General features: G+C 71.4%; 23 protein-coding genes and 2 tRNA genes. 18 read left to right on the plus strand and 7 right to left on the minus strand.

What is annotated here, in order from left to right; all coding sequences use genetic code 11:
- Positions 1-66 precede the first annotated feature (66 nt).
- From AB0G59_RS01280 to AB0G59_RS01300, 5 genes are all read left to right on the plus strand, one after another.
- Complete coding sequence (locus AB0G59_RS01280; RefSeq protein WP_360906753.1) at positions 67-2,274, plus strand: ATP-dependent DNA helicase UvrD2; 2,208 nt, start codon at positions 67-69, stop codon at positions 2,272-2,274.
- A gap of 153 nt (positions 2,275-2,427) precedes the next feature.
- Positions 2,428-2,718 carry a hypothetical protein gene (locus AB0G59_RS01285; protein WP_360906755.1) on the plus strand — a complete coding sequence of 97 codons (291 nt, stop codon included), beginning with the start codon at positions 2,428-2,430 and terminating at the stop codon, positions 2,716-2,718.
- 132 nt (positions 2,719-2,850) lie between these two features.
- A complete protein-coding gene (locus AB0G59_RS01290; protein WP_360906757.1) occupies positions 2,851-3,213 on the plus strand; it encodes a WhiB family transcriptional regulator in 363 nt (120 codons plus the stop codon).
- Complete coding sequence (locus AB0G59_RS01295) at positions 3,210-3,536, plus strand: hypothetical protein (RefSeq protein WP_360906758.1); 327 nt, start codon at positions 3,210-3,212, stop codon at positions 3,534-3,536. Before AB0G59_RS01290 ends, AB0G59_RS01295 begins: the two co-directional genes overlap by 4 nt.
- A 121-nt stretch (positions 3,537-3,657) precedes the next feature.
- Positions 3,658-3,837, plus strand: coding sequence for a hypothetical protein (locus AB0G59_RS01300; protein WP_360907540.1), 180 nt, complete (start codon positions 3,658-3,660; stop codon positions 3,835-3,837).
- Between the two features lie 37 nt (positions 3,838-3,874).
- Here AB0G59_RS01300 and AB0G59_RS01305 read toward each other — a convergent pair whose 3' ends face one another.
- Positions 3,875-5,239, minus strand: coding sequence for an AarF/ABC1/UbiB kinase family protein (locus AB0G59_RS01305; RefSeq protein ID WP_360906760.1), 1,365 nt, complete (start codon positions 5,237-5,239; stop codon positions 3,875-3,877).
- Positions 5,240-5,289: 50 nt separating this feature from the next.
- On the minus strand, positions 5,290-6,429 hold the full coding sequence (locus AB0G59_RS01310; RefSeq protein WP_360907542.1) for a ThiF family adenylyltransferase: 1,140 nt from the start codon (positions 6,427-6,429) through the stop codon (positions 5,290-5,292).
- 293 nt (positions 6,430-6,722) lie between these two features.
- Here AB0G59_RS01310 and AB0G59_RS01315 point away from each other — a divergent pair, with 293 nt between their 5' ends.
- The 4 genes from AB0G59_RS01315 to AB0G59_RS01330 all read left to right on the plus strand — a co-directional run bounded on the left by AB0G59_RS01315 (position 6,723) and on the right by AB0G59_RS01330 (position 10,577).
- Complete coding sequence (locus AB0G59_RS01315) at positions 6,723-7,319, plus strand: M48 family metallopeptidase (RefSeq protein WP_360906762.1); 597 nt, start codon at positions 6,723-6,725, stop codon at positions 7,317-7,319.
- A gap of 93 nt (positions 7,320-7,412) precedes the next feature.
- Positions 7,413-9,107 carry a TerD family protein gene (locus AB0G59_RS01320; RefSeq protein ID WP_360906764.1) on the plus strand — a complete coding sequence of 565 codons (1,695 nt, stop codon included), beginning with the start codon at positions 7,413-7,415 and terminating at the stop codon, positions 9,105-9,107.
- A gap of 11 nt (positions 9,108-9,118) precedes the next feature.
- On the plus strand, positions 9,119-9,802 hold the full coding sequence (locus AB0G59_RS01325) for an AIM24 family protein (RefSeq protein WP_360906766.1): 684 nt from the start codon (positions 9,119-9,121) through the stop codon (positions 9,800-9,802).
- Positions 9,803-9,818: 16 nt separating this feature from the next.
- Positions 9,819-10,577: an AIM24 family protein gene (locus AB0G59_RS01330; protein ID WP_360906768.1), complete on the plus strand. Its 759-nt coding sequence runs from the start codon at positions 9,819-9,821 to the stop codon at positions 10,575-10,577.
- A 52-nt stretch (positions 10,578-10,629) separates the two neighbouring features.
- On the opposite strand, the gene AB0G59_RS01335 is transcribed toward AB0G59_RS01330, so the two are convergent.
- Together AB0G59_RS01335 and AB0G59_RS01340 are read right to left on the minus strand one after the other, a co-directional pair.
- Positions 10,630-11,151, minus strand: coding sequence for an NUDIX hydrolase (locus AB0G59_RS01335; RefSeq protein ID WP_360906770.1), 522 nt, complete (start codon positions 11,149-11,151; stop codon positions 10,630-10,632).
- Positions 11,148-12,560: a zinc-dependent metalloprotease gene (locus AB0G59_RS01340; RefSeq protein WP_071963298.1), complete on the minus strand. Its 1,413-nt coding sequence runs from the start codon at positions 12,558-12,560 to the stop codon at positions 11,148-11,150. The genes AB0G59_RS01335 and AB0G59_RS01340 overlap by 4 nt, the downstream gene beginning before the upstream one ends.
- 205 nt (positions 12,561-12,765) lie before the next feature.
- Here AB0G59_RS01340 and AB0G59_RS01345 point away from each other — a divergent pair, with 205 nt between their 5' ends.
- From AB0G59_RS01345 to AB0G59_RS01360, 4 genes are all read left to right on the plus strand, one after another.
- Positions 12,766-13,890, plus strand: a complete 1,125-nt coding sequence (locus tag AB0G59_RS01345) for an SDR family oxidoreductase (RefSeq protein WP_360906771.1) — start codon at positions 12,766-12,768, stop codon at positions 13,888-13,890.
- Between the two features lie 98 nt (positions 13,891-13,988).
- The gene (locus AB0G59_RS01350; RefSeq protein WP_218182905.1) at positions 13,989-14,447 is read left to right on the plus strand and encodes a molybdenum cofactor biosynthesis protein MoaE; all 459 of its coding nucleotides are present in this window, start codon (positions 13,989-13,991) and stop codon (positions 14,445-14,447) included.
- A 143-nt stretch (positions 14,448-14,590) separates the two neighbouring features.
- A complete protein-coding gene (locus AB0G59_RS01355; protein WP_177338282.1) occupies positions 14,591-14,752 on the plus strand; it encodes a hypothetical protein in 162 nt (53 codons plus the stop codon).
- An 86-nt stretch (positions 14,753-14,838) separates the two neighbouring features.
- A complete protein-coding gene (locus tag AB0G59_RS01360) occupies positions 14,839-15,927 on the plus strand; it encodes a PDZ domain-containing protein (protein ID WP_360906773.1) in 1,089 nt (362 codons plus the stop codon).
- A 41-nt stretch (positions 15,928-15,968) separates the two neighbouring features.
- Here the strand turns inward: AB0G59_RS01360 and AB0G59_RS01365 are convergent, their stop codons facing one another.
- Complete coding sequence (locus AB0G59_RS01365) at positions 15,969-16,553, minus strand: PPA1309 family protein (RefSeq protein WP_360906775.1); 585 nt, start codon at positions 16,551-16,553, stop codon at positions 15,969-15,971.
- A 144-nt stretch (positions 16,554-16,697) separates the two neighbouring features.
- On the opposite strand from AB0G59_RS01365, the gene AB0G59_RS01370 reads away from it, so the two are divergent.
- The 4 genes from AB0G59_RS01370 to AB0G59_RS01385 all read left to right on the plus strand — a co-directional run bounded on the left by AB0G59_RS01370 (position 16,698) and on the right by AB0G59_RS01385 (position 22,052).
- Complete coding sequence (locus tag AB0G59_RS01370) at positions 16,698-19,583, plus strand: UPF0182 family protein (RefSeq protein WP_360907544.1); 2,886 nt, start codon at positions 16,698-16,700, stop codon at positions 19,581-19,583.
- A 41-nt stretch (positions 19,584-19,624) separates the two neighbouring features.
- Positions 19,625-19,698 (plus strand) — tRNA-Met (locus AB0G59_RS01375).
- A 249-nt stretch (positions 19,699-19,947) separates the two neighbouring features.
- Positions 19,948-21,897 (plus strand): tetratricopeptide repeat protein, encoded by a 1,950-nt coding sequence (locus AB0G59_RS01380; protein WP_360906777.1) that lies wholly within the window; start codon positions 19,948-19,950, stop codon positions 21,895-21,897.
- Positions 21,898-21,978: 81 nt separating this feature from the next.
- Positions 21,979-22,052: transfer RNA gene (locus tag AB0G59_RS01385), tRNA-Met, on the plus strand.
- A gap of 40 nt (positions 22,053-22,092) precedes the next feature.
- Here AB0G59_RS01385 and AB0G59_RS01390 read toward each other — a convergent pair.
- On the minus strand, positions 22,093-22,509 hold the full coding sequence (locus AB0G59_RS01390) for a Fur family transcriptional regulator (protein ID WP_360906779.1): 417 nt from the start codon (positions 22,507-22,509) through the stop codon (positions 22,093-22,095).
- Positions 22,510-22,667: 158 nt separating this feature from the next.
- Here AB0G59_RS01390 and AB0G59_RS01395 point away from each other — a divergent pair, with 158 nt between their 5' ends.
- Positions 22,668-24,143: a catalase gene (locus AB0G59_RS01395; RefSeq protein ID WP_360906781.1), complete on the plus strand. Its 1,476-nt coding sequence runs from the start codon at positions 22,668-22,670 to the stop codon at positions 24,141-24,143.
- Between the two features lie 71 nt (positions 24,144-24,214).
- Here the strand turns inward: AB0G59_RS01395 and AB0G59_RS01400 are convergent, their stop codons facing one another.
- On the minus strand, positions 24,215-24,616 hold the full coding sequence (locus AB0G59_RS01400; protein ID WP_360906783.1) for a CBS domain-containing protein: 402 nt from the start codon (positions 24,614-24,616) through the stop codon (positions 24,215-24,217).
- Positions 24,617-24,735 lie beyond the last annotated feature (119 nt).

The raw sequence follows: 24,735 nt of genomic DNA on the forward strand, positions 1-24,735 counted from the left end.
GGACCACGCCGGCCCGCCTGTGGACAACATTCCCGGTCGCCTCCGCCGACCTGGCAGCATGGCGGGGTGACATCAGCAACGCACTCCACTCTCTTCCCTCAGGCGCCGGCCTCCGCCGACGCGGTGCTCGACGGGCTCGACCCCGAGCAGCGCGAGGTGGCCACGGCCCTGAGCGGACCGGTGTGCGTGCTGGCCGGAGCCGGTACGGGCAAGACGCGCGCGATCACCCACCGCATCGCATACGGCGTCCGCTCCGGAGTGCTCCAGCCCTCGAGTGTGCTCGCCGTCACGTTCACCAACCGCGCCGCCGGCGAGATGCGCGGCCGGCTGCGCCAGCTCGGCGCGGGCGGCGTCCAGGCGCGTACGTTCCACTCGGCCGCGCTGCGCCAGCTCCAGTACTTCTGGCCCAAGGCCGTGGGCGGGGAGCTGCCCCGGCTGGTGGAGCGCAAGGTGCAGATCGTCGCGGAGGGGGCCGCCCGCTGCGGGGTCCGGCTGGACCGCAACGAGCTGCGCGACGTGACGGCCGAGATCGAGTGGGCGAAGGTCACCCAGACCGTGCCCGAGGACTATCCGGCCGCCGCCGCCAAGTCCGGCCGCGAGGTCCCCCGCGACCCCGCCGAGATCGCCCGGATCTACGGCATGTACGAGCAGCTCAAGCGCGACCGCGGCGTGATCGACTTCGAGGACGTCCTGCTGCTGACGGTGGGCGTGCTGCAGGACCGGCACGACATCGCCGAGACCGTGCGCCGCCAGTACCAGCACTTCGTGGTCGACGAGTACCAGGACGTCAGCCCGCTGCAGCAGCGGCTGCTGGAGCTGTGGCTGGGGGACCGGGACAATCTGTGCGTGGTCGGCGACGCCAGCCAGACGATCTACTCCTTCACCGGCGCCACCCCCGACCACCTGCTCAATTTCCGCACCCGCCATCCGCGTGCCACGGTCGTCAAGCTCGTGCGCGACTACCGCTCCACACCCCAGGTCGTGCACCTGGCCAACGGCCTGCTCTCCCAGGCCCGCGGCCGCGCCGCCGAGCACCGGCTGGAGCTGATCTCCCAGCGCGACGCGGGCCCCGAGCCGGTCTACGGCGAGTACGCCGACGAGCCCGCCGAGGCCGAGGGCACGGCCCGCCGCGTGCGGGACCTCATCGACGCCGGGGTGCCCGCGAGCGAGATCGCGATCCTCTACCGCATCAACGCCCAGTCCGAGGTCTACGAACAGGCCCTGGCCGACGCCGGCGTGCCCTATCAGCTGCGGGGTGCCGAGCGGTTCTTCGAGCGCCCCGAGGTGCGCGAGGCCGGGCTGCTGCTGCGCGGCGCCGCCCGGGCCGGAGGTCACTCCGACCCTCAGATGGCCGCCGCCGAGGACGTGCCCTCGCAGGTCCGCGCGGTGCTGAGCACCCGGGGCTGGACGAGCGAGCCCCCCGCCGGCTCGGGCGCGGTGCGTGACCGCTGGGAGTCCCTGGCGGCGCTGGTGCGGCTCGCCGAGGACTTCGTGCGGGCCAGGCCGGGCGCCACCCTCGCCGATCTCGTGGCCGAACTCGACGAGCGGGCCAGTGCCCAGCACGCGCCGACGGTGGAGGGTGTGACGCTCGCCTCACTGCACGCGGCCAAGGGCCTGGAGTGGGACGCCGTCTTCCTCGTCGGGCTCACCGAGGGCATGCTGCCCATCACCTACGCCAAGACCGACGAGCAGGTGGAGGAGGAGCGCCGGCTGCTCTATGTGGGCGTCACCCGGGCCCGCTCGCACCTCTCCCTCTCCTGGGCGCTCTCCCGCACCCCCGGCGGCCGTCCCTCCCGGCGGCCCACCCGCTTCCTGAACGGCCTGCGACCGGGCTCCGCGGCCCCGCGCCCCGGCTCCCCGGGCGCGGCCGTCGGGCAGGGCGGCATCGAGCGGGGGGCCGCCCGCAAGCGGCGCGGGCCCGCGCGCTGCCGGGTCTGCGGGCGGACGCTGACCGACGCGGGCGAGATCAAACTGATGCGCTGCGAGGACTGCCCCAGCGACCTCGACGAAGCGCTGTACGAACGGCTGCGGGACTGGCGGGCCGAGCAGGCCCGGCAGCTGGGCCAGCCCGCCTACTGCGTCTTCACCGACAAGACACTGCTCGCGATTGCCGAGGCCGTTCCGGGAACCGAATCGGAGCTGTCGGGCATCTCTGGTGTCGGGGCACGGAAGCTCGGCAGGTTCGGAGCCGACGTCCTGGCCCTGTGCGCAGGCGAGGAGCCGGCCTCGGAAGAGGCGTCCCAGGACGCCTCCGAAGAATCTCCGGAAAAATAGTTTGCGCACGCGGACGGCCTACCCATAGCCTTCCGAGCAGGGAAACGACGGCTCTGCGGTACTACCGGGATTCGTTGGATCCGTGCTGTACTGAACCGAAGACCTGGACTGGTTTCGACCAGTCCCCGAAGACGCCGAAGGGAGGCGGAGACAATGATCAGCTTCATCGCCAGCAACAAAATGACCGATCGCCAGGTCGGCTCCGCCAGCATGCTCGGCTTTACCTTCGGCCCGTTCCAGGGCACCGGTCTGTCCGGTGACACCTCGGTTCGTCTCGAACAGCGACCGGTCAACGCGTCCGAGGTAAGGGCAGCAGCAGCGGCACAGGCACAGGCCTATGCCCCGGCAGCGGCGGCCAATGGCGCCGGATCCCCGAACGCACTGCACCACCTTCCCAAGACGTGGGCCTTCCGTGGGCTCGAACCCTGGAGAGATCCAGCCTGATCGGCGCGATCAGGTCGGCACCTTCCAGGGCCGCGGAACCCACACCGGGATCCGCGGCCCTTTTGTTTGCCCCCAAGCCTGGGGAAACCAGCCCGGCCACCAGCCGGAACAACAGACGAGGAATGACACACCGTGCAACTCAAGGCACACACCCCGTCAGTAGCGACCGACCTGATCCCCCCGCCTGTCCCCACGGAGGACACCTTGAACCCCCTCACCGCCCTGACCGACCTCGACGACGCGATCGAGAACCTCGGCGTCCCGGTCCCCTGCCGCAGCTATGACCCGGAGGTCTTCTTCGCCGAGTCCCCGGCGGACGTGGAGTACGCCAAGTCGCTCTGCCAGACCTGCCCGCTGGTGGCGGCCTGCCTCGCCGGCGCCAAGGACCGCCGTGAGCCGTGGGGCGTCTGGGGCGGCGAACTGTTCGTCCAGGGCGTGGTCGTCGCCCGCAAGCGGCCCCGTGGCCGTCCGCGCAAGAACCCGGTCAACGCATGATCACCACCGGCACCATCGACCGCCCCACGACGCACGACCCCAAGAAGCAGGACCCGACGATGCAGCGCCCGTCCCCCGAGCCGTTCGGCTCCAGCACCCCCACCCTTGATGCCTTCAGCGCGATCGCCTCGCGCCAGAACAGGAACCTCGAAATGCAACTCATCCCAGAAGCCCTGGCTCGTGCGCATATGCACGACCGCTTGCGGGAGGCGGAGTCCCAACGCAAGGCCGTACGGCTGGCCGCCGCCCGGCGTATGCAGCGCCGCGCCGAGCGCGCCTCGCTGCGCGCGCGTCGCGCTCTGGCCATGGCCGTCATGCAGTGAGCCCTCGCGGGGCCGGTCCGTTCGGACCGGCCCCGCGCCGCGTTGGGTGCGCCACCCGCTCCCGGCCCGCCCGCGGGGATATCGTCTGGGAGTGGACCGGAAGTCGCATGAACCAGTGCAGTTGGACCCTGAGGCCACCGAGAACGTCACCTGCGCTCGCTGTGGCAAGGCAGCCCCCGACGGCGCACCGCCGACCTGGACCTGCTCCGTCGAGAACGGCAGCCGTCGCTACTTCTGCGACGACTGCGCCCGAGCCAACATCAGATCGATCGAAGGCCGGCTCGACTCGTCCTGGTGGTGAGCCCACCCGCATCTGACGGCGGGGACGGGCCCCGCCGTCAGGCGGGCGTGTCCTGAGTCCGGGGCTCCGCCGCGAAGCCGGGCACCCATGCCTCCATCTCCTCGCGCAGCCGCACCGTGGCACCCAGCTGGCACAGCACCCCTATGGTGCTCATCGTCACCCGGTGGATCAGCAGATACGCCGGGGGCAGATTGAGCTGCCGGGCCAGCTGGTACGCGGGGGAGCGGGGATCGGCGATCCGCGTCGCCTGGGCGCGCAACCAGTCGCGGGTGAACGTGAACTCCGTCACCTGCGCCGGCTCGATGATCGGCAGCAGATAGTCGAGCACCGCCCCCGGGTCCAGCTCGATCTCCGGCTTGACGAAGCCCTCCCCGCGCAGCAGCTCATGGACCTCGTCCGCCTGCCCGTCCAGCGTCATGCGCAGCGCCGTCCCGATCTCGACGGGCAGCCCCTGCGGCAGCCGGTCGACCGTGCCGAAGTCCAGCACCCCCAGCCGCCACTTCTCCGGCGGCCCGTCCGGGGCGTCGCCGGTCAGGAGCCGGAAGTTGCCCGGGTGCGGGTCGGCGTGGAGCAGGCCCGTGCGGGCCGCTCCCGAGAAGAGGAAGCGGGCCAGCAGCTGACCGGCCCGGTCCCGCTGCTCCTGGGTGCCGTGCGCTATCACCTCGGACAGCGGCACCCCCTCCAGCCACTCCGTCACCAGCACCTGGTCGCTTTGGTGGACCACGTCCGGCACCGTCACATCGGCATCATCGGCGAACTCCCGTGCGTGCGCGCTCTGGGCCCGGGCCTCCAGCTTGTAGTCCAGCTCCTCGGACACCCGGTCGCGCAGCTCGGTGATGAGCGGCTTGATGTCCATGCCGGGCACCAGCGGCCCCAGCAGCTTGGCGAACCGGCCCAGTTGGGTCAGATCCGACAGCAGCGCCTCGCCCGCCCCCGGATACTGCACCTTGACCGCGACCTCGCGTCCGTCGTGCCAGACCGCCCGGTGCACCTGGCCGATCGAGGCCGCCGCCGACGGCTGGTCGTCGAACTCCAGGAACAGATCCCGCCAGTCCTCCCCGAGCCGCTCCGTCAGCGCCGCGTGCACCGACTTCGTCGGCATCGGCGGCGCGGCCTCCTGGAGCTTGGTCAGTGCCGTCCGGTAGGGGCCGGCGATCTGCTCGGGGAGCGCCGATTCGAAGACGGACAGCGCCTGACCGAGCTTCATGGCACCCCCCTTGAGCTGCCCGAGCGTGGCGAAGAGCTGTTCCGCGGTGCGTTGCTGCAGCTCCGCGGCGATCTTCTCCGCCGGCCGTCCGCCGATGCGTTTTCCCAGCCCGAGCGCCGTTCGCCCGGCGAACCCCAACGGCAGCGCGGCCAACTTGGCGGTACGGGTGACCGCCTTGCGGGGTAGATCAGACATGCGCCCCTCCAACTAGCTGAACAGCCACGCCGCGGACGGCGGTTACCGGGTCATTGTCCCGTGTGGTGCCCCTGTGACCGCGGCGGATCCGGATGCCCGGAACCCGCCGCGCCGCACGGACACCGCGGATGCGGCTCGACGGGCCGGGGAGACCAGGCCGGACCCGGCAGTGCCAGCTCCAGCCGGACCCCCGCTCCCGACGTGGACCCACCGTCGAGGAAGGCGAGCGCCCGCGCCACGGTCAGCCCCGCCACGACCGTGGCCAGTGCCATGTCGCACGACGGTACCCCCGAGGAGCGGCCGGACTTCCACTGGGCGAGCATCCGGGGCCACGCGGTGTCCCGGTCGGCCCGCCCCAGCTCAACGCAGCCCGCGCACGCCGACACCCGCGGCAGCACCAGCGGCCCCACCACCCCGGTGGCCTCCAGCACCCCCGCGTACATATGGGGTGTACCGGAGGAGACCAGCTCATGTGCCGTCAGGGGATCCGGCGCGTAGGCGGCGAGGCCGTCGCGGGGCGCGAGGACCACCAGGGCCAGGGGCGGCTCGGCCTCCGCTCCCGCGCGGTCCGTCCCCGCCCCGCCGCCCCGGGCCCGCGGCCGGGGCACGGGCGCGACCTGCCGGACCACCTGCCGCGCGGCGGCGTCCCGCCGCTCCCCGGTCCGCTCGGGTCCCACCCCCGCGGGCGAGACGTCCCACGGCTCGACGCGACCGCCGTCCAGCACGTCGACCCGGCCCACCCCCGAAGCCGACAGCAGCGCCGCCACGGCCGCCCCCACCCGTCCGGCACCCCGCACCTGCACCCGCATCGCCTGCCGCGCCGCCGTCAGCCGCATCGCCGCCCCGGGCCCGGAGTGCAGCACCGACAGCGACGCCAGGTCCGGCCGCAGCCGCTCCAGGGCGCCGCCCCGGCTCCGCAACGCGGCGGCCCCCTCCCCGCCGCCCCGCGCGTCGTCGAGCAGCCCGGCCTCGCCCAGCCGCTCCACCAGTGCGTCCGCGCGGCCCTCCGGCAACCCCATGCCGCGCGCCTCCTCACGCAGCAGCGGCATGCCGCGCGTCCCGTCGAGGAGGCCGAGGAAGGCGCCGGTCGCCGTGTCCACCGGCCCCACGACCACCGCGTGCGCGGGCGCGATCCCGAACTGCACCATGTCCCGGTTCCGCCAGGAGCGCCGCAGCGCGGGCTTGACCATCGGATGCGCGAAGCCCGCGGCGGCCCCGGCGGGCACGGGCAGGGCAGCGGCCGCGGAATCCGTGACGGGCGCGGTGGGCGCGGCGGGCATGGTCGGCGTGGAGCTCAAGGACGTCGTCTGCATGGTTCCCCCCTCGGTCGGACCTCAGCTTGCCCGCCCCGGCCGGTCACCGCGCGAAGTTATCCACAGGTGCGGAGTGATTGTCGTACAAGCCCTGCGAACTGCGGGTGTTTCCCCCGACAACCGACGGAGGGGCGGGACTTCCCGCACCGCCAGCGGGTAACGTCGGGCTCGTGCCCGTCGACCCCCTGCACAGTGCCGCAAGACCACCGCGCAGCGCTCCGAGCCCGCTCCAGGCGGCCCCGGAGGCCCGTGCGGTCGAGGTCCGACGGAGCGCGCGCCGGCGCAGGACGGTCTCCGCCTACCGCGAGGGCGACCGCACGATCGTCCTCATCCCCGCCCGCATGTCGGACGCCGAGGAACAGCGCTGGGTCACCGTGATGCTCGACAAGCTCGCGGCGCAGGAGAGCAAGCGGATGCTGGGCGACGCCGAGCTCGCCGAGCGGGCCCGCCGCCTCTCCGAGCAGTATCTGGACGGCCGGGCGCGCCCCGACTCGGTCCGCTGGGTGACCAACCAGAACACCCGCTGGGGCTCGTGCACCCCCGCCGAGGGCAGCATCCGCCTCTCGCACCGCCTCCAGGGCATGCCCGAGTACGTCGTCGACTACGTCCTCCTGCACGAGCTGGCGCATCTGCTCGTACCGGGCCACGGCCCCGAGTTCTGGCGGCTCCTGGAGTCCTACCCGCGCACCGAGCGCGCCCGCGGATACCTCGAGGGCGTGGTCTCCGCGGACCGGCTGCCCCATCTTCCCGGCGCCCGCAGCGAGTGACGGGCCCGCCCCGGAATCACGTCCTGTCGGTATCAGCCGTTAGCCTGGCGCAACGCATTCACCACAGGTTCGGATGGGGGACGGTCGTCACGCATGTCCAGGGAATTCCAGCGCGGCCACAAGGCCAAGATCACTGACCTGACGGCGGGGACCGATCTGTACGTGGGAGTGCAGATCGGCGGCCCCGGTCTGTCCTTCGACATCAGCTGCTTCGGCCTCGACGCCGCCGAGCGGCTCTCCGACGACCGGTACTTCATCTTCTTCAACCAGCCGAAGTCGCCCGAGGAGGCGATCCAGCAGCTCGGGGCGCAGGCGGGGGACACGGAGTCCTTCCGCGTCACCCTCGACCGGATCCCCGCGCACATCCACAAGCTCTCCTTCACCGCGACGGTGGACGGCGCGGGCCAGATGTCGCAGGTCGGCCCCGGTTACCTCCGTGTCGTCGCGGGCGGCGTGGAGGTGGCCCGCTACTCCTTCACCGGTGCCGAGTTCAGCACCGAGCGCGCGGTGATGCTGGGCGACTTCTACCTGAAGGACGTCTGGCGGTTCGCCGCCGTCGGGCAGGGCTTCGACGGTGGTCTGGAAGCGCTGCTGAGGAACTTCGGCGGCGAGGTGCTGGAAGAGGAGGAGCCCGCGCCCGCCCCGGCGGCGGCCGCCCCCTCCTTCGCGCCTCCGGCGCAGGCCAGTGCGCCTCCCGCCTTCGCACCGCCCGCCGCCGCCCAGGCGGCTCCCGCGGCGCCCGTCGCCCCGGCTCCGGCCCCGGCGCCTGTGCCCGCGCAGGGCTTCGCACCCCCGCCCGGCAGCACCCCGCCCCCGCCGCCCGCGCCCGCCCCGCAGGCGCACATGGCACCGACCATGGCCGCGCCCCTCGCGCCCCCCGGGTTCTTCTCCGGCGGCCAGACCCCGGCGGGCGGCGTCGTCCCGCCGCCCCCCGGCCCGCCCGGAGTGCCCGGCCAGCACGCCCCGCACGGCCAGCCGGCGCCCGCCCACGGCTACCCGGCCCAGCAGTCCTACGGTCAGCCGGTCGCGCCCCCGCAGCCCGCCCCGCCCTACCCGGGTCAGCCGGCCCCGTACGGAGCCCCCGCGCCCGTCGCGGCGCCGCAGGGCGTCGGCGCGGCCCCCGTCGCCCCCGGAGTCCAGGGAGCCTTCGACAAGTACCGCGAGGCGCCCAACGGGCAGCGCTGGACCCTGCAGAACCACAGCCTCATCCGCGTCGACCTGGGCGCCGACCCGCAGCCCGTGCTCGCCCGGCAGGGCAGCATGGTCCTCTACCAGGGCAAGGTCGACTTCAGCTACAAGGGCGCCGGCTTCATGGGCCGCATCGTCGGCAACGCGACCGGCCAGGAGATGCAGCTGATGCGCTGCACGGGCCGCGGGCAGGTCTTCCTCGCCGAGAACTCCGCGCACGTCCACCCCATCCAGCTGGAGAACGACGCGATCTGCGTCTCCGCGGACGCCGTGCTCGCCTTCGACGAGTCGCTGCACCACGAGGTCCGCCGGATCGAGGGTCACGGCATCCCCGGCGGCGCGCTGTTCACCATGCAGTTCCAGGGCAGCGGCACCGTCGTCGTCAAGACGCACGGCACCCCGGTGGTGCTGCCGGTCACCCCGACCACCTACGCCGACAGCAACGCCATCGTCGCCTGGTCGGCGGCCGCCCAGGTCGTCATCTCCAGCCAGGTGCGGCTGCGCCGCAACTCCTACCCGGGCCACAGCGGGGAGACCGTCAATCTCCAATTCCGCGGCGCGCCCGGAAACTTCATCGTCGTCCAGCCCTACGAGGTCTGAGGGAGCCCGTCATGGACCAGTCGCTGATCTCGGGCCACGCCCCGACCCCGCCCGCCGCCCGCATGGAGAACCACGGCAGCAGCATGCTCAAGGTCGCCATGCAGAGCGGCCACGACCTGTTCGCCCGCACCGGCTCGATGGTCGCCTACGAGGGCTACATCCAGTACGAGGCGAACGCCCCCGCCGTCCGCCAGATGGCCTCCCAGTGGCTCACCGGCGAGGGCGCGCCCCTCATGAAGTGCACCGGTGACGGCATCCTCTACCTCGCCGACTACGGCGCGGACGTCGTCTGCATCAACCTCAACGGGGAATCCGTCTCCGTCAACGGCACCAACCTGCTCGCCTTCGACGCACACCTGCAGTGGGGCGTCGAACGCGTCAAGGGCATGGCCAAGTTCGCCGGCCAGGGCCTGTTCAACGTCGCCGTCAGCGGCACCGGCTGGGTCGCGCTGACCTCGCGCGGCGCGCCCATCGTCGTCGACTGCGGAAGCGGCGAGGACGAGACGTACGTGGACCCCGACGCCCTCGTCGCCTGGTCCAGCAATCTGCGGATGAAGGGGAAGCGCAGCTTCAAGGCTTCCTCGATGATCGGCCGCGGCAGCGGCGAGGCGTACCAACTGGGCTTCTCTGGCCAGGGATTCGTGGTGGTACAGCCCAGCGAGGACAGCACCGACCGGCTCCGGGCCCGGGGCTGAGGGGACGACGACAGACATGCAGAGCCCGCTCTTCGGCCACACCGAGGCCCAGACGCAGGACCGCTACGCCCTGCAGAACCCGCAGATGCTGCGCGTGGCGCTCACCGGACACGACGACGTGCTCGCCCGCAAGGGCTCGATGGTCGCCTACCAGGGCCTCATCGAGTTCGACGGCGAATACCGCACGCGCACCCAGCAGTACGCGCAGGCGCACACCGGCGAAGGCCTGGATCTGATGCGCTGCTCCGGCCAGGGCACGGTCTTCCTCGCCAACCTCGGCCAGCACGTCCACGTCGTCGACGTGGACCGCCAGGGGCTGACCGTGGACGGTTCGTACGTCCTCGCGCTGGACTCCACCCTGCACTGGGAGACGGTCGCGGTGGACAGCCAGCAGGGCATCTCCGGCACCGGCGCGTACAACCTCAACATCACCGGCCAGGGCAAGGTCGCGCTGATGACCTCGGGACAGCCGCTGATGCTCCACTCCACGGGGCACAACTACGTCTACGCCGACGCCGACGCGGTCGTCGCCTGGTCGTCCTCGCTGCGCGTCAACATGCAGGCGCAGACGTCGTCCTCGAGCGTGTGGCGGCGACGCGGCAGCACGGGCGAGGGCTGGGAGCTCAGCTTCCAGGGCCAGGGCTACGTACTGGTCCAGCCCAGTGAGTTGCTGCCGCCGCAGGGCACGCAGATCGGCCAGGGCCTCGCCGCGCAGTACGGCTTCGGCCAGAACGGCGCGCACGGCCAGAACCAGGGCAACATCTGGTCCAACTGAGCCCATGGGTAAGGGGCGCCACCCAATGAGTGGCGCCCCTTACCCATGACTCCTAGAGGTGCGCGAGCGTCCGCCGCATCAGCTGGACGACGGAGTCGTCGGCCACGCCGGCGACCTCCTCATAGGGGAACCAGCGCAGGTCCAGCGACTCGTCGCTGATGGCCGCCTCCGCGCCCTCCGGCACCAGCGCCGCGTACTGGACGTCCAGATGCCAGTTGCAGGGCACCGGAATCGGGTGCCGGTCCAGCCGCACCGGGCCGCCCGGCAGCAGCGTCAGGCCCGCGATACCGGACTCCTCGGTGGCCTCGCGCAGCGCGGCCTCCTCGAGCGTGGCGTCACCGGGCTCGCAGTGGCCGCCCATCTGGAGCCACATCCGCAGTTTGCGGTGGAGCGTGAGCAGCACCCTGCCCTGTGCCGGATCGATCACCAGGGCGCTCGCCGTGACGTGCCCCGCCTGGCAGGGCTTCCACATCCCGTCCGGGTGCGCGGCGAGGTGGTCCAGGTACAGGCCACGCAGCTCCTGCTGGTCCCCGTACTCCTTCAGGACGAGGACCGCGTTCTCGTGAAGGCTCACTTCTTCTCGTCGCCCTCGCCCTGGTCGCCCTCGTCGGACTTCTTCTCCGCGGAGCCCTTCGCGGCCTCGCCGAGCATCTTGTCGATCTCGGAGAAGTCCAGGTGCTCACGGTGGACGAACCCGTCCGGGTCGTCCAGATCCGCGGCCGTCGGCAGCATGTCCGGGTGCTCCCAGAGGCCGTCACGGCCCTCCAGGCCGCGCGCGTCCGTGAGCGAGGCCCACAGCCGGGAGGCGTCCCGCAGCCGGCGGGGACGCAGCTCCAGGCCGATCAGCGTGGCGAAGGTCTGCTCCGCCGGGCCGCCGGAGGCGCGGCGCCTGCGCAGCGTCTCGCGCAGCGCGCCGGCGGACGGCAGATGCGGCGCGGCCGCCGCGTGCACGACCGCGTCCACCCAGCCCTCGACCAGCGCGAGCGCGGTCTCCAGGCGGGCCAGCGCGGCCTTCTGCTCCGGGGTGTCCTCCGGCTGGAACATGCCCTGCTGGAGAGCCTCCTGCAGCTGCTCCGGGTGCGAGGGGTCGAGCTGGCCGACGACGTCCTCCAGCTTGGAGGTGTCGACCTTGATGCCGCGGGCGTAGCCCTCGACGGCACCGAACAGATGCGAGCGCAGCCACGGCACGTGGGCGAAGAGCCGCTGGTGGGCGGCCTCGCGCAGGGCCAGGTACAGCCGCACCTCGTCCTGCGGGACGCCCAGGCCGGAGCCGAACGCCTCGATGTTCACCGGCAGCAGCGCCGCCTTGCCCGCAGGGCCCAGCGGCAGGCCGATGTCGGTCGAACCGACCACCTCGCCCGCCAGCACGCCCACGGCCTGGCCGATCTGGGTGCCGAACATGGCACCGCCCATGCTGCGCATCATCCCGAGCAGCGGGCCCGCCATGGCCTGCATCTCCTCGGGCAGCACACCGCCCATGGCCGCCCCGACGCGCTCGGCGACCGGGTCCACCAGGTCCTTCCACACCGGCAGGGTCGCCTCGACCCACTCCGCGCGGCTCCAGGCGACGGCCGTGCCCGAGCCCGACGGCAGCGACGTCACGCCGTCCAGCCACAGGTCGGCCAGGCGCACGGCCTCCTCGACCGCGGCCCGCTCGCCGGCCGTGACGCTGGCGTCCTTGCTGCCGTCCGCCGTGCCCTGGGCCACGGTCTGGCGCGCGATGTCCTTGGCCATGTCCCAGTTCACCGGGCCGCCCTCGTAGGAGAGCATCTGCCCGAGCTGCTGGAAGGCGGCACCAAGATCGCCCGGGTTCATGGACCCGAACATCGCGGCGAAGGGGTTGTCCCCACCGCCGGCGGGCCCGCCGAACCCGAACGGATTCGCGGGTCCCTGGCCGCCCTGGCCGCCGCCCTTCTTCTTGCCGTCGTCGCCGTTCTCCGGCTCCTCCGGCGGAAGACCGAATCCGAATGGGGTGTCACTCACGGGTTTCCTCGGCTCGTAGGGCCGCCGGCTGTGGACCGGCGGCGAAATGCCCGACAACACCACCAAGCGTAGACACCTCGCCGCTATCCGGGCTTGGTGCTCCGCTCGCCCGGGGCCTGCGGCAGGATGGACGTCACCTGGTACGTACGCGTCATGACAAACGTGATGGCACATACGTACTGAAGACAACCGCTGGAGACGCCCGGTGAGTTCCCCCGACCGAGAAGTTCGCGCAGCGCGAAACGGTTCCGCGCTGGACAGTACGACCCCGCACGGCCGACGGCCAGTCGTCGCGGTCACCGGCGCTGCCCGTGGCGTCGGCGCGCTGCTCACGCGGCGGCTCGCCGCGTCCGAGGAGATCAAGCACGTCGTGGCCATCGACGAGCGCCGCGGAGACGTGAGCGAGGCGCAATGGCACGTCCTCGACGTCCGCGACCCGGTGATCGCCGAGAAGCTGCGGGGCGTCGACGTCGTCGTCCACCTCGCGCTCGACCTCGACCTGGAGACCGACGCCGCCGCCCGCACCGCCTACAACGTGCGCGGTACACAGACCGTGCTGACGGCCGCGGCGGCCGCCGGCGTGCACCGGGTGGTGCTGTGCACCTCCGCCATGGTCTACGGGGCCCGCCCCGACAACGACGTGCCCCTCGCCGAGGACGCCGAGCTGCGGGCGACCGCGGAGGCGACGGGCGTGGGCGACCTGCTGGAGATAGAGCGGCTGGCCAGGCGCGCGCCCCGGGCGCACCCCGGCCTGAACGTCACGGTGCTGCGCCCGGCCGTCCTGGTCGGCGGCACCGACACCGCACTGACCCGCTACTTCGAGTCGCCCCGCCTCCTGGTGGTCGCCGGATCCCGGCCCACCTGGCAGTTCTGCCACGTGGAGGACCTGGTGAGCGCGCTGGAGTTCGCCGCTCTGGAGAAGGCCGAGGGTGAGCTGGCCGTCGGCTGCGACGGCTGGCTCGAGCAGGAAGAGGTCGAGGAGCTCACCGGCATCCGGCGCATGGAGCTGCCCTCGGCCGTCGCCCTCGGCGCCGCCTCGCGCCTGCACCGCCTGGGCCTCACCCCGTCGCCGGCCGGTGACCTGGAATACACGATGCACCCCTGGGTGGTCAGCGGCCACCGCCTCCACGACGCCGGCTGGCGGCCCCAGTGGACCAACGAGGAGGTCCTCGCGGAGCTGCTCGACGAGGTCGCGGGCCGGCACACGGTCGCCGGCCGCCGGCTGGGCCGCAAGGACGCCACCGCCGCGGGCGCCGCCGGCGCCACTGTCGCGCTGCTGGGCACCGCCGCACTGGTGCGCCGGGCCCGTAAGGCCCGCCGCCGGCTGTAGGGCCGTGAAGGGCCCGTAGAAGCGCACGGAGCGGGGCGCACGAAAACTGGTCGAACCGCCGTTCCCCGCGGCCGGTCCCGTACGGCACGATGGACCGTATGGCGCGCACCCACGACCACCCCGGCGAACTCGCGGCCGCGGACCCCATCCGGCTCCTCGCGGTCCGGGACGCCCCGCTGTCCCTGGACGAGGTCTTCACGGCGGTCGGCGACGACGCCGCGGGCGGCACCGCGCTCTTCGTGGGCACCGTGCGTGACCACGACGGCGGCGCGGACGTCTCGGCACTCGGCTACTCGGCGCACCCCACCGCGGAGGCCGAGCTGCGCCGCGTCGCGGAGAAGGTCGCGGCGGACTTCCCCGTGCGGGCGATGGCCGCGGTGCACCGCGTGGGGGAGCTGGCCGTCGGGGACCTGGCCGTGGTGGTGGCCGTCTCCTGCCCGCACCGGGCGGAGGCGTTCGAGGCGTGCCGAAGACTGATCGACGACCTCAAGAGCGAGGTGCCGATATGGAAGCACCAGAGGTTCGCCGACGGGGCCGAGGAGTGGGTGGGGATCTAGCCCCCGTCCGGGGAGCGTCAAAGTCGCCCACTTACGGACCGTCCCTGGTTGCGTAACCGGCACCCTGACGTAAGCGTTGAGACCGAAGACGACTAATCTGCTCATCAGTTCAGTTGTGATCGCGTATGGGGTCGGAGGCCGGCATGGCGGCGCTTGCTTGGTTGCTGATTCCGGTGGGTGCGGCCGTCGTCGCCGCCCTGTGGGGGAGCTGGGCGGCCCGGAACCGCAAGGCCGGGGATGTCGCGGAACTGGCGGGTTATGAGAAGTTCAGGCGGGCGATGGAGCGGACCGAGTCCGGTTCCTGACCGCCGCCTGAGCGGAGCGGCCGGTATCTGCCCCGTACGGACCGCCCCGGAAGTGGACTGTCGGACCCGTCCCGTACTGTCGTTCCATGCCCCGCCGCACAGCGACGATGCTCGCCTCCCTTCTTATGCTGATCGCGCTCCTGTGCGCAGGCGTGCTGATTCCCGTGCCCTACTCGGAGATGTCCCCGGGCCCCACGGTCAACACGCTGGGTGAGCACGGCGGCGAGCCGGTGCTGCAGATCTCCGGGCACAAGACGTACCCGACCACCGGTCACCTCAACATGACGACGGTCCGGGTGACCGGCTCGCAGTACCGGATGAATCTGGTCGAGGCGGTCTACGGCTGGCTGGCGCACGACAATCTGGTCGTTCCGCACAGCACCCTCTACCCCGACGACAAGTCCCCTGACGAGCTCAACCAGGAGACGGCGGAGGAATTCAGCCAGTCCCAGGAGAGCGCCAAGGTCGCGGCCCTGAAGCAGCTGGGCATCCCGGTCGGCACGCGCGTCGTGGTGTCCTCCGTGGTCAAGGGCAGCCCCGCCGAGGGGGCGCTGCACGCCGGCGATGTGATCAAGGCCGTGGACGGCACGGAGATCAAGGAGCCCGGGGACGTCGCCCGGCTGGTGACCCGGCACAAGCCGGGCGAGAAGGTGACCTTCCTCGTCGTGCCCGCCAAGGAGGCGGCCGCCGCGGAGAAGGAGAAGCGGCAGCCGAAGGCGGAGGACACCGTCGCCCTCACCACGAACAAGGCCGCCGACGACAGCCGGGCCATCGTCGGCATCCAGGCGGGGACGGACCACACCTTCCCGTTCTCCATCAACATCAAGCTGGCGGATGTGGGCGGCCCGAGCGCCGGGCTGATGTTCGCCCTGGGCATAGTCGACAAGCTCACGCCCGAGGACCTGACCGGCGGGAAGTTCATCGCCGGCACGGGGACGATCGACGAGACCGGCAAGGTCGGGCCGATCGGCGGCATCGAGATGAAGACGGTGGGGGCCCGCTCCAAGGGCGCGCGCTACTTCCTGACCCCGAAGGACAACTGCGCGGCCGCCGCGAAGGACACCCCCTCGGGTCTGACCTTGATCAAGGTCGACACGATGAAGGACGCGATGCAGTCCCTGGAGAAGCTCCGCAAGGGGGACACGGCCGGCCTGCCGCAGTGCGCGACACGCTGACCGGCCCCGCCCCCCTGCGGTGATGGCGCCTTTGGTCCGCTTTAGTCCGCGAACGTGGCGGCAAGGGCCTCCGCGAGGCCCGGCACCAGGTCGGCGCCGGTGAGGACCTCGGTCGGCGAGTCCTTCTCGCGCAGCCGCAGGGCCGACTCGCGCGCGCCGTCGCGCAGGACCGCCACCGTCATCCGGACCTCCTGGCGGTCCGGGTGCTTGGCGACCCACGCGGCCAGCTGCTTGTCGTTCATTCCGTGGGGCACGGACGCCTCGGCCGACGGCGGGAGCATCAGCCGCTCCACGGTCAGGGCGCAGCCCACGACCGCGTCCGGCCAGGCGATGGTGCCGAGGAACTTGTCGAGGGCGGTGCCCTTGGGCAGCTCCTCCTGCTCGATGGGGGTGTAGGAAGTGGTCGTGGAAGGGGCGTCGTCGAGGCCGAGCTGAGCGGCCAGGTTGGGCTCCTGGGAGCGGAGCTTGGCCGTGTCGACCAGGGCGAACAGCCGTGCGGGCTGGTCCCAGCCGAGCCCGGACGCGTACTCGTCGATCTCGAGCACAGCGCGCGTCAGCGGACTGGCGGCCATCGGGGTGCCGGGCTCGTGGGAGCCGGGAAGGTTCGAACCGGTATTGCTGGACATGGTCAATATCGTGCCCTGAGAGAGCCCGAAATCGGGAACCGAGTAAAGCCTCGGTAAGTTGCCACAGTGGGTCCTACTATCACCTGGGCCTGATCGAGAGCTCCATCGACAGCGAACTTCGAGGTGCGCACCTTGGCTTTCCAGATGCCGGACCGCGGCGGAGGCCCGACAGGGCCACGGATCAGAGTCGGCCGACCGTCCCGGCGGGTCCGGACCCTGCTGATGACCTTGGGCGTGCTGGCCGTGCTGGCCATGCTCTTCGTCATGTTCGCGGGGTTCTGGACCGACTGGCTCTGGTACCGCTCGGTGGATTATTCCTCCGTCTTCACCACCACTCTCGGCACCAAGATCGGCCTCTTCGCCGTCTTCGGCCTGCTGATGGCCCTGGCCGTGGGGACCAACATCTGGCTGGCGCACCGACTGCGCCCGCCGCTGAGCGCGATGTCGGTCGAGCAGCAGAGCCTCGACCGCTACCGCATGAGCATCGCCCCGTACAAGAAGTGGGTGCTGCTGGCGGTCACCGCGCTGGTCGGCCTGGTCGCGGGCGCCTCCGCCGCCGGGCAGTGGCGCACGTGGCTGCAGTGGGTCAACGGCGTCTCCTTCGGCCAGAAGGACCCGCAGTTCCACAAGGACATCTCCTTCTACACCTTCGACCTGCCGTGGTACCGCTTCCTGCTGAGCTTCGGCTTCGCCGCGGCGGTCCTGTCGCTGATCGCGGCCGCGCTGGTGCACTACCTCTACGGCGGTCTGCGGCTCACCAGCCCCGGCGGACGGGCCACGGCCGCGGCCACGGGCCATCTGTCCGTGCTGCTCGGCCTCTTCGTGACGCTCAAGGCCGTCGCCTACTGGCTCGACCGGTACGGGCTGGCGGTGAAGTCCAGCGGGCTGAAGTCGACCGAGGGCTGGACGGGTCTGCGCTATGTGGACGCCAATGCCTATCTGCCGGCCAAGACGATTCTCTTCATCATCGCGCTGATCTGCGCGGTGCTGTTCTTCGCGACGCTGTGGCGGCGCACCTGGCAGCTGCCGGTGATCGGCTTCGGTCTGATGGTGCTGTCGGCGGTGCTGATCGGCGGGCTCTACCCGGCGATCGTGCAGAAGTTCCAGGTCCAGCCGAACGAGCAGGCCAAGGAAGCGCCGTACATCAAGAAGAACATCACGGCCACGCGTGAGGCGTACGGCATCGACGGCGCCCAGGTGAAGGATTACCCGGGCACCAGCGACCTCAAGGGCAAGGACAAGGAGAAGCTGCGGGCCGAGGCGAATTCCACGGCCAGCCTGCGCCTCCTCGACCCCAATATCGTCTCGCCCACCTTCCAGCAGCTCCAGCAGGTGCGCGGGTACTACCAGTTCCCGTCCACCCTGGACGTCGACCGCTACAAGGTCGACGGCAAGGAGCAGGACACGGTCATCGGTCTGCGCGAGCTCAACATCAACGGCATTCCCGAGCGCAACTGGATCAACGACCACTTCAAGTACACCCACGGTTACGGCGCCATCACCGCGAAGGGCACCTCGACCGGCGACGGCGGTTCCCCGGACTTCACCGAGAAGAACCTGCCGACGGAGGGCAAGCTCGGGAAGTACGAGCAGCGGGTGTACTACGGCGAGAAGACCACGCAGTACTCCATCGTGGGCGGCCCGCAGAAGGAGCTGGACTACTCCGGCGACCAGGGCGAGAAGAGCTTCAGCTACAAGGGCAAGAGCGGCGTCGACCTCTCGAACCCCGTCAACCGCGCCGCCTACGCGGTGGCCTTCGGTGAGCCCCAGATCCTCTACTCGGGCGCCATCGGCGAGGGCTCGCGGATTCTGTACAACCGCACGCCGAAGGAGCGCGTCGAATCGGTCGCCCCGTGGCTGACCATCGACGGCGACGCCTACCCGGCCGTGGTCGACGGGCGAATCCAGTGGATCGTGGACGCCTACACCACGACCAACGGCTATCCGTACGCCTCCCGCACCACGCTCGGCGACACCACCGCCGACTCGCTGACCACCGGCCAGCGTGCCGTGGTGGCCCAGCAGAACCAGGTCAACTACATCCGCAACTCGGTCAAGGCGACCGTCGACGCCTACGACGGCACGGTCAAGCTGTACCAGTGGGACACCAAGGACCCGGTGCTCAAGACGTGGATGAAGGCCTTCCCGGGGACGGTGAAGGCGAAGAGCGAGATCGGCGCCGGTCTGATGGACCATCTCCGGTACCCGCAGGACCTTTTCAAGGTCCAGCGTGAACTGCTCACCCGGTACCACGTCACCAACCCCGGCACGTTCTACACCGGCAGCGAGCGCTGGCAGGTGCCGGACGACCCGACCAACAAGTCGGGCAACGCGGTTCCGCCGTATTACCTGAGCATGCGGATGCCGGACCAGAAGGCGCAGTCCTTCTCGCTGACCACGACGTTCACCCCGAAGAGCCGGGAAAATCTCGGTGCCTTCATGGCCGTGGACGCCGACGCGAAGAGCCCGGACTACGGGAAGATCAGAGTTCTGAAACTCCCCGCCGAAAGCCCGACGTCCGGCCCGCAGCAGGTACAGAGCAAGTTCAACGGCGATCCCGAAATCGCCAATAAGATCAATATCCTGAAGCGCGGCGACTCCGAGATCGAGTACGGCAATCTCCTGACCGTGCCGCTCGACAACGGACTGCTCTACGTCGAACCCGTCTATGTGCGTGGTGCGGGCACCAACTACCCGCTGCTGAAAAAGGTGCTGGTCACCTATGGCGACAAGACCGCCTTCGAGGACAACCTCACCCAGGCGCTCGACGTGGTCTTCGGCGTGAAGAGCCCCGAGCCCGGCACCACCAAGCCGCCGGCCGAGGGGACGACCAAGCCGCCCGTGCAGGACCCGACGGTCAAGCAGGCCCTCAAGGACGCCCAGGACGCGTTCGACGCCGGCCAGAAGGCGCTCGACAACAAGGACTGGACGGCCTACGGCAAGGCCCAGCAGGACCTGAAGGACGCGCTCGACCGGGCGGCCAAGGCCGAGGCCAAGGCCGCCGGGAACGCCCCCAAGCCGGGCAGCTAGCAAGGACCGCCCCGCGCCGTGGTACGGTTGTTCCACAACGGCGCGGGGTGGAGCAGCTCGGTAGCTCGCTGGGCTCATAACCCAGAGGTCGCAGGTTCAAATCCTGTCCCCGCTACTCAAAGACAAGGCCCGGAGTCCCAGGACTCCGGGCCTTGTCGTGTTGCCCGGACCTGCCCGGCGGCCGCCCGCCGGGCACGGAACGACGCCGATCGCCCGGCACGCGTGGTCTGTGCGGGTTATGTGCGGGGGTTTTGATTAGAGTTTGGGGCACCGCCGTGTCGGGAAGTCGGGAAGTCGACAAAACGCTGAAGTGACCTCACTGGCTGCGGCATTCCAGGTGTACGCAGGTTGCGGGAGTGCGACGATGGGACTTATGGGGGACAAGGCGAGGCTGTTGGAAACACGTCGGCTTGTAGGAGCTCCCGGGGACGGGAGCGATCAGGACGACCGGGACCCGTCGTCGCACGGCTCGGGGGAGGGCTCCTCCTCCGACACCGACTGTGCCGCGGAAGCGGTGGACCTCGAGTTGGAGACCGCCCGCCGTCGCGCCGCGGAGTCCGGTGACCCCGCATCCCTGAGCATGCTCGGCGCGTTGCTGCTGCGCCGGGGCGATCTCGACGGCGCCGAACGGCACTTGCGCGCCGCCACCGCCGAGGGCGACCGCTCCGCCGCCAACAACCTGGGCGTCCTGCTGCACCAGCGCGGCTACGCCGACGAGGCCGCCACCTGGTGGCGGGTGGCCGCCGTCGCCGGCTCCGCCCCCGCCGCCCACTCCCTGGGCCGCTACCACCGCGAGCGCGGCGACGAGCCCGCGGCCGAGTACTGGCTGCGCCAGTCCGCGGAGTCCGGGCACGCCCTGGGCGCCTACGCCCTGGCCGATCTGCTGGAGCACCGCAGCGACGTGGGCGCCGAGCGCTGGTTCCGCTCCGCCGCCGAGCGGGGGCACCGCGAGGCCGCGTACCGCCTGGCGCGGATACTCGACGGCCGGGCGCCGTCGGCCACGGCCCTGTCCGGCGGGCTCGCCGCGGGCCTGGGCCCCACCACCGGCGCACGGCACGTCTCCGCGGGCGGCGGCGACACCTCCGTACGCGACCTGCGCGCCGCCGCCGCGGGCCGCCGCGGCCAGGACGGACCGGCCGGCGAGGCCGAGCAGTGGTACCGCCAGGCCGCCGCCCGCGGCCACCGGCGTGCCGCCCTGCACCTGGGCACCCTGCTGGAGGGGCGGGGCGAGACGCAGGAGGCCGCGCGCTGGTACCTGACCTCCGCCAAGGACGGCGAGCCCCGGGCCGCCTGCGCCCTCGGCTTCCTGCTGCGCGACGCCGGCGACTGCGACAGCGCCGCCATCTGGTGGCGCCGCGCCGCCCAGGAGGGCGACGGCAACGCCGCCAACGCCCTGGGCGCCCTGCACGCGGACCGCGGCGAGCCCCAGCAGGCCGAGCGCTGGTACCGCGCCGCCCTGGACGCGGGAGACGTCAACGGCGCGTACAACCTCGCCCTGCTCTGCGCCGAGCAGGGCCGCACGGCCCAGGCCGAGCAGTGGTACCGCCGGGCCGCCTACGCCGGTCACAAGGAGGCCGCCAACGCGCTGGCGGTGCTGCTGCTCCAGGGCGGCGACTCCGCGGGCGCCGAGCCGTGGTTCTCCAAGGCCGCCGAGGCCGGCAGCGTCGACGCCGCGTTCAACCTCGGCATCCTCTACGCCGGGCGCGACGAGGACCGCATGGCCTTCCAGTGGTACGAGCGCGCCGCCGTCGCCGGGCACACGGACGCGGCCCTGCAGGTCGCCATGGTCCTGCTGCGGGACGGCGGCGCCGAGAACACCGAGGCGGCCGAGCGCCACCTGCGCGTGGCCGTGCGCGGCGGCAGCGCCGAGGCCGCCTTCCGGCTGGGCGCGCTGCTCGACCGCGAGGACGAGACCCGCTTCGAGTGCGAGGAGTGGTACGAGCGGGCCGCCCGGCAGGGCCACCGGCGGGCCCAGGTGCGCCTGGGCATGCTGGTCGCCGAGCGGGGCGACGTGGTGGGGGCCGCGCACTGGTACCGCGAGGCCGCCGAGGCCGGCAGCCGCAACGGCGCCTTCAACCTCGGCCTGCTGCTCGCCCGCGAGGGCAGCGAGCCGGAGGCGGCGATGTGGTGGGCCCGGGCCGCCGAGGCCGGGCACGGCCGCGCCGCGCTGCGGCTCGCCCTGCTGGCCGCGCGCCGGGGCGGTCTGGCCGAGGGGCAGATGTGGTGCGCGCGGGCGGTCGAGCTGGGCCCCCCGGAGGTCGCCGAGCGGGCCGCCCGGCTGCAGGAGGCGTTGCAGCAGGAGCTCACCGCGTAGGGCGGGGCAGAGGCGTACGCAGGCGGAGCGGTAAAGAAATTTGCACGCGTGGTCACGGACGGGTTAGAGTGAGGTCAACGACGCGGGGTGGAGCAGCTCGGTAGCTCGCTGGGCTCATAACCCAGAGGTCGCAGGTTCAAATCCTGTCCCCGCTACTGAAACGAAAGGCCCGGATCTTCGGATCCGGGCCTTTCGTCATGCCGTGGCGCAGTCGGGGCAGATCCCGCGGTAGGTGACCTCGACCGCCGAGACCTGGAAGCCGAAGCGCTCCTCGGCCGGCAGCCCGCCCAGCAGATCGCCCGCGGGGTGCACGTCGCGGATCGTCCCGCAGCGCGAGCACACCAGGTGCTGGTGCGCGTGGTGGGCGTTGGGGTCGTAGCGCTTGGCGCGGCCGTCCGTGCTCACCTCGAGGACCTCGCCCAGCGAGACGAGCTCTCCGAGGGTGTTGTACACCGTCGCGCGCGAGATCTCCGGCAGCAGGCCGGTCGCCTTGGCGTGCACCTCGTCGGCGGTGTAGTGCACATGGTCCCCGTCGAGCACTTCGGCGACGACGCGCCGCTGCGCGGTCAGCCGCCAGCCGCGTCCCCGGAGCCGTTCCAGCAGGTCACTCATGCCATTCACCTATCAGTCAGATAGGACCAGCGTAGCAGCGGCCCTCGTCCATCCATGGATTCCATATTCTTATGAGATCCATCTTGACTTAGACAAAGTCCAATGTAGGATCGGACTCGGCTCAGGCCACGGCAGACGATTCGACGACGGAGGCGTACGTGACGGTGAACGGCGAGGCGGCGACGGCGGTGGGCCCGCTGACCACGGAGTCCGGTGCTCCGGTTGCGGACAACCAGAACAGCGAGACCGCGGGCCTCGGCGGCCCCGTCCTGGTGCAGGACCAGCTCCTGATCGAGAAGCTCGCGCACTTCAACCGCGAGCGGGTGCCGGAGCGCGTCGTGCACGCCCGCGGCGCGGGGGCCTACGGCACCTTCACCCTGACGGCGGACGTCTCGCGCTACACCCGGGCGAACTTCCTCTCCCGGGTCGGCAAGCAGACGGAGACGTTCCTGCGCTTCTCCACCGTCGCCGGCAACCTGGGCTCGGCCGACGCGGTGCGCGACCCCCGTGGCTTCGCGCTGAAGTTCTACACCGAAGAGGGCAACTACGACCTCGTCGGCAACAACACCCCGGTGTTCTTCATCAAGGACGCCATCAAGTTCCCCGACTTCATCCACACCCAGAAGCGCGACCCGTACACCGGCTCGCAGGAGGCGGACAACGTCTGGGACTTCTGGGGGCTCTCGCCCGAGGCCACCCACCAGGTGACCTGGCTCTTCGGCGACCGCGGCATCCCGGCCTCGTACCGCCACATGAACGGCTACGGCTCCCACACCTACCAGTGGAACAACGAGGCCGGCGAGGTCTTCTGGGTCAAGTACCACTTCAAGACCGACCAGGGCATCGAGAACCTGACCGCGGCCGAGGCGGCCGAGACCTCGGGTCTGGACCCCGACAGCCACCAGCGCGACCTGCGCGAGGCCATCGAGCGCGGTGACTTCCCGACCTGGACCGTGCAGGTGCAGATCATGCCGGCGGACGACGCGGCGACCTACCGCTTCAACCCGTTCGACCTCACCAAGGTGTGGCCGCACGAGGACTACCCGCCGATCGAGATCGGCAAGCTGGAGCTCAACCGCAACCCCGACAACATCTTCGCCGAGGTCGAGCAGTCGATCTTCTCGCCGGCGCACTTCGTGCCGGGCATCGGCCCGTCCCCCGACAAGATGCTCCAGGGCCGGCTCTTCGCCTATGGCGACGCCCACCGCTACCGCGTCGGTATCAACGCCGACCAGCTGCCGGTCAACCGCCCGCACGCCACGGAGGCGCGCAGCCACTCCCGTGACGGCTTCCTGTACGACGGCCGGCACAAGGGCGCCAAGAACTACGAGCCCAACAGCTTCGGCGGCCCGGTGCAGACCGGCCGGCCGCTGTGGCAGCCGACGCCCGTCAGCGGTTACACGGGCAACGACGCCGCCCCCTCGCACGCCGAGGACAACGACTTCGTCCAGGCGGGCAACCTCTACCGGCTGATGTCGGAGGAGGAGAAGGAGCGCCTGATCGCCAACCTCGCGGGCTTCATAGCGAAGGTCTCGCGCGACGACATCGTCGAGCGGGCGGTCAACAACTTCCGCCAGGCGGACCCCGACTACGGCAAGCGGCTGGACGCCGCGGTCCAGGCCCTACGCGGCTGATCAGCCACTGGACGCTTGCCGTACAAACCGGAGAGGCCGGACGCCAATGGGCTCCGGCCTCTCCGGCCGTCCTACGCCGGGACCGCGCCGGCGCGCTCGCGGGCCGGCAGCCAGCAGCGGATGATGTCGCGCACCGACAGCACGCCCACGGCCCCGCGCTCGTCCAGGACGATCAGATGCCGGAACTCGCCGCGCGACATCGCGGCGGCCGCCTCCTCCAGGGTCCACTCGGGGGCCGCGAAGACCACGTCCGTGGTGGTGTGCCCGTGGGCGGTCTCGCGATCGGGGTCGTGGCCCGCCCCGACCGCGTTGAGTATGTCGCGCTCGGTGAGGATGCCGAGGCCGCTGGTGTCGGGGTCGAGGACGACTGCCGCGCCGATCCTGCGCGCGTACATCAGTCGTGCCGCCTGCCGGAGGGTGTGTTCGGGGCCGATGGTCAGGACCACCGTGCTCATGGCGTCGCGGACGAGCATGGCCGTAAGCCACCTCCTTGGAGGGCTGCGGATCAGTCCCGCGGAACCGTGAAACCGGTGGCCGCGCACGGCACACCGGGGTTCACAAGTTCACAAGCGTCGGGGCTGTCAGCGTCGCA

Source organism: Streptomyces sp. NPDC021096 (assembly GCF_040641275.1).
In the GTDB taxonomy this organism is placed as follows: Bacteria; Actinomycetota; Actinomycetes; order Streptomycetales; family Streptomycetaceae; genus Streptomyces.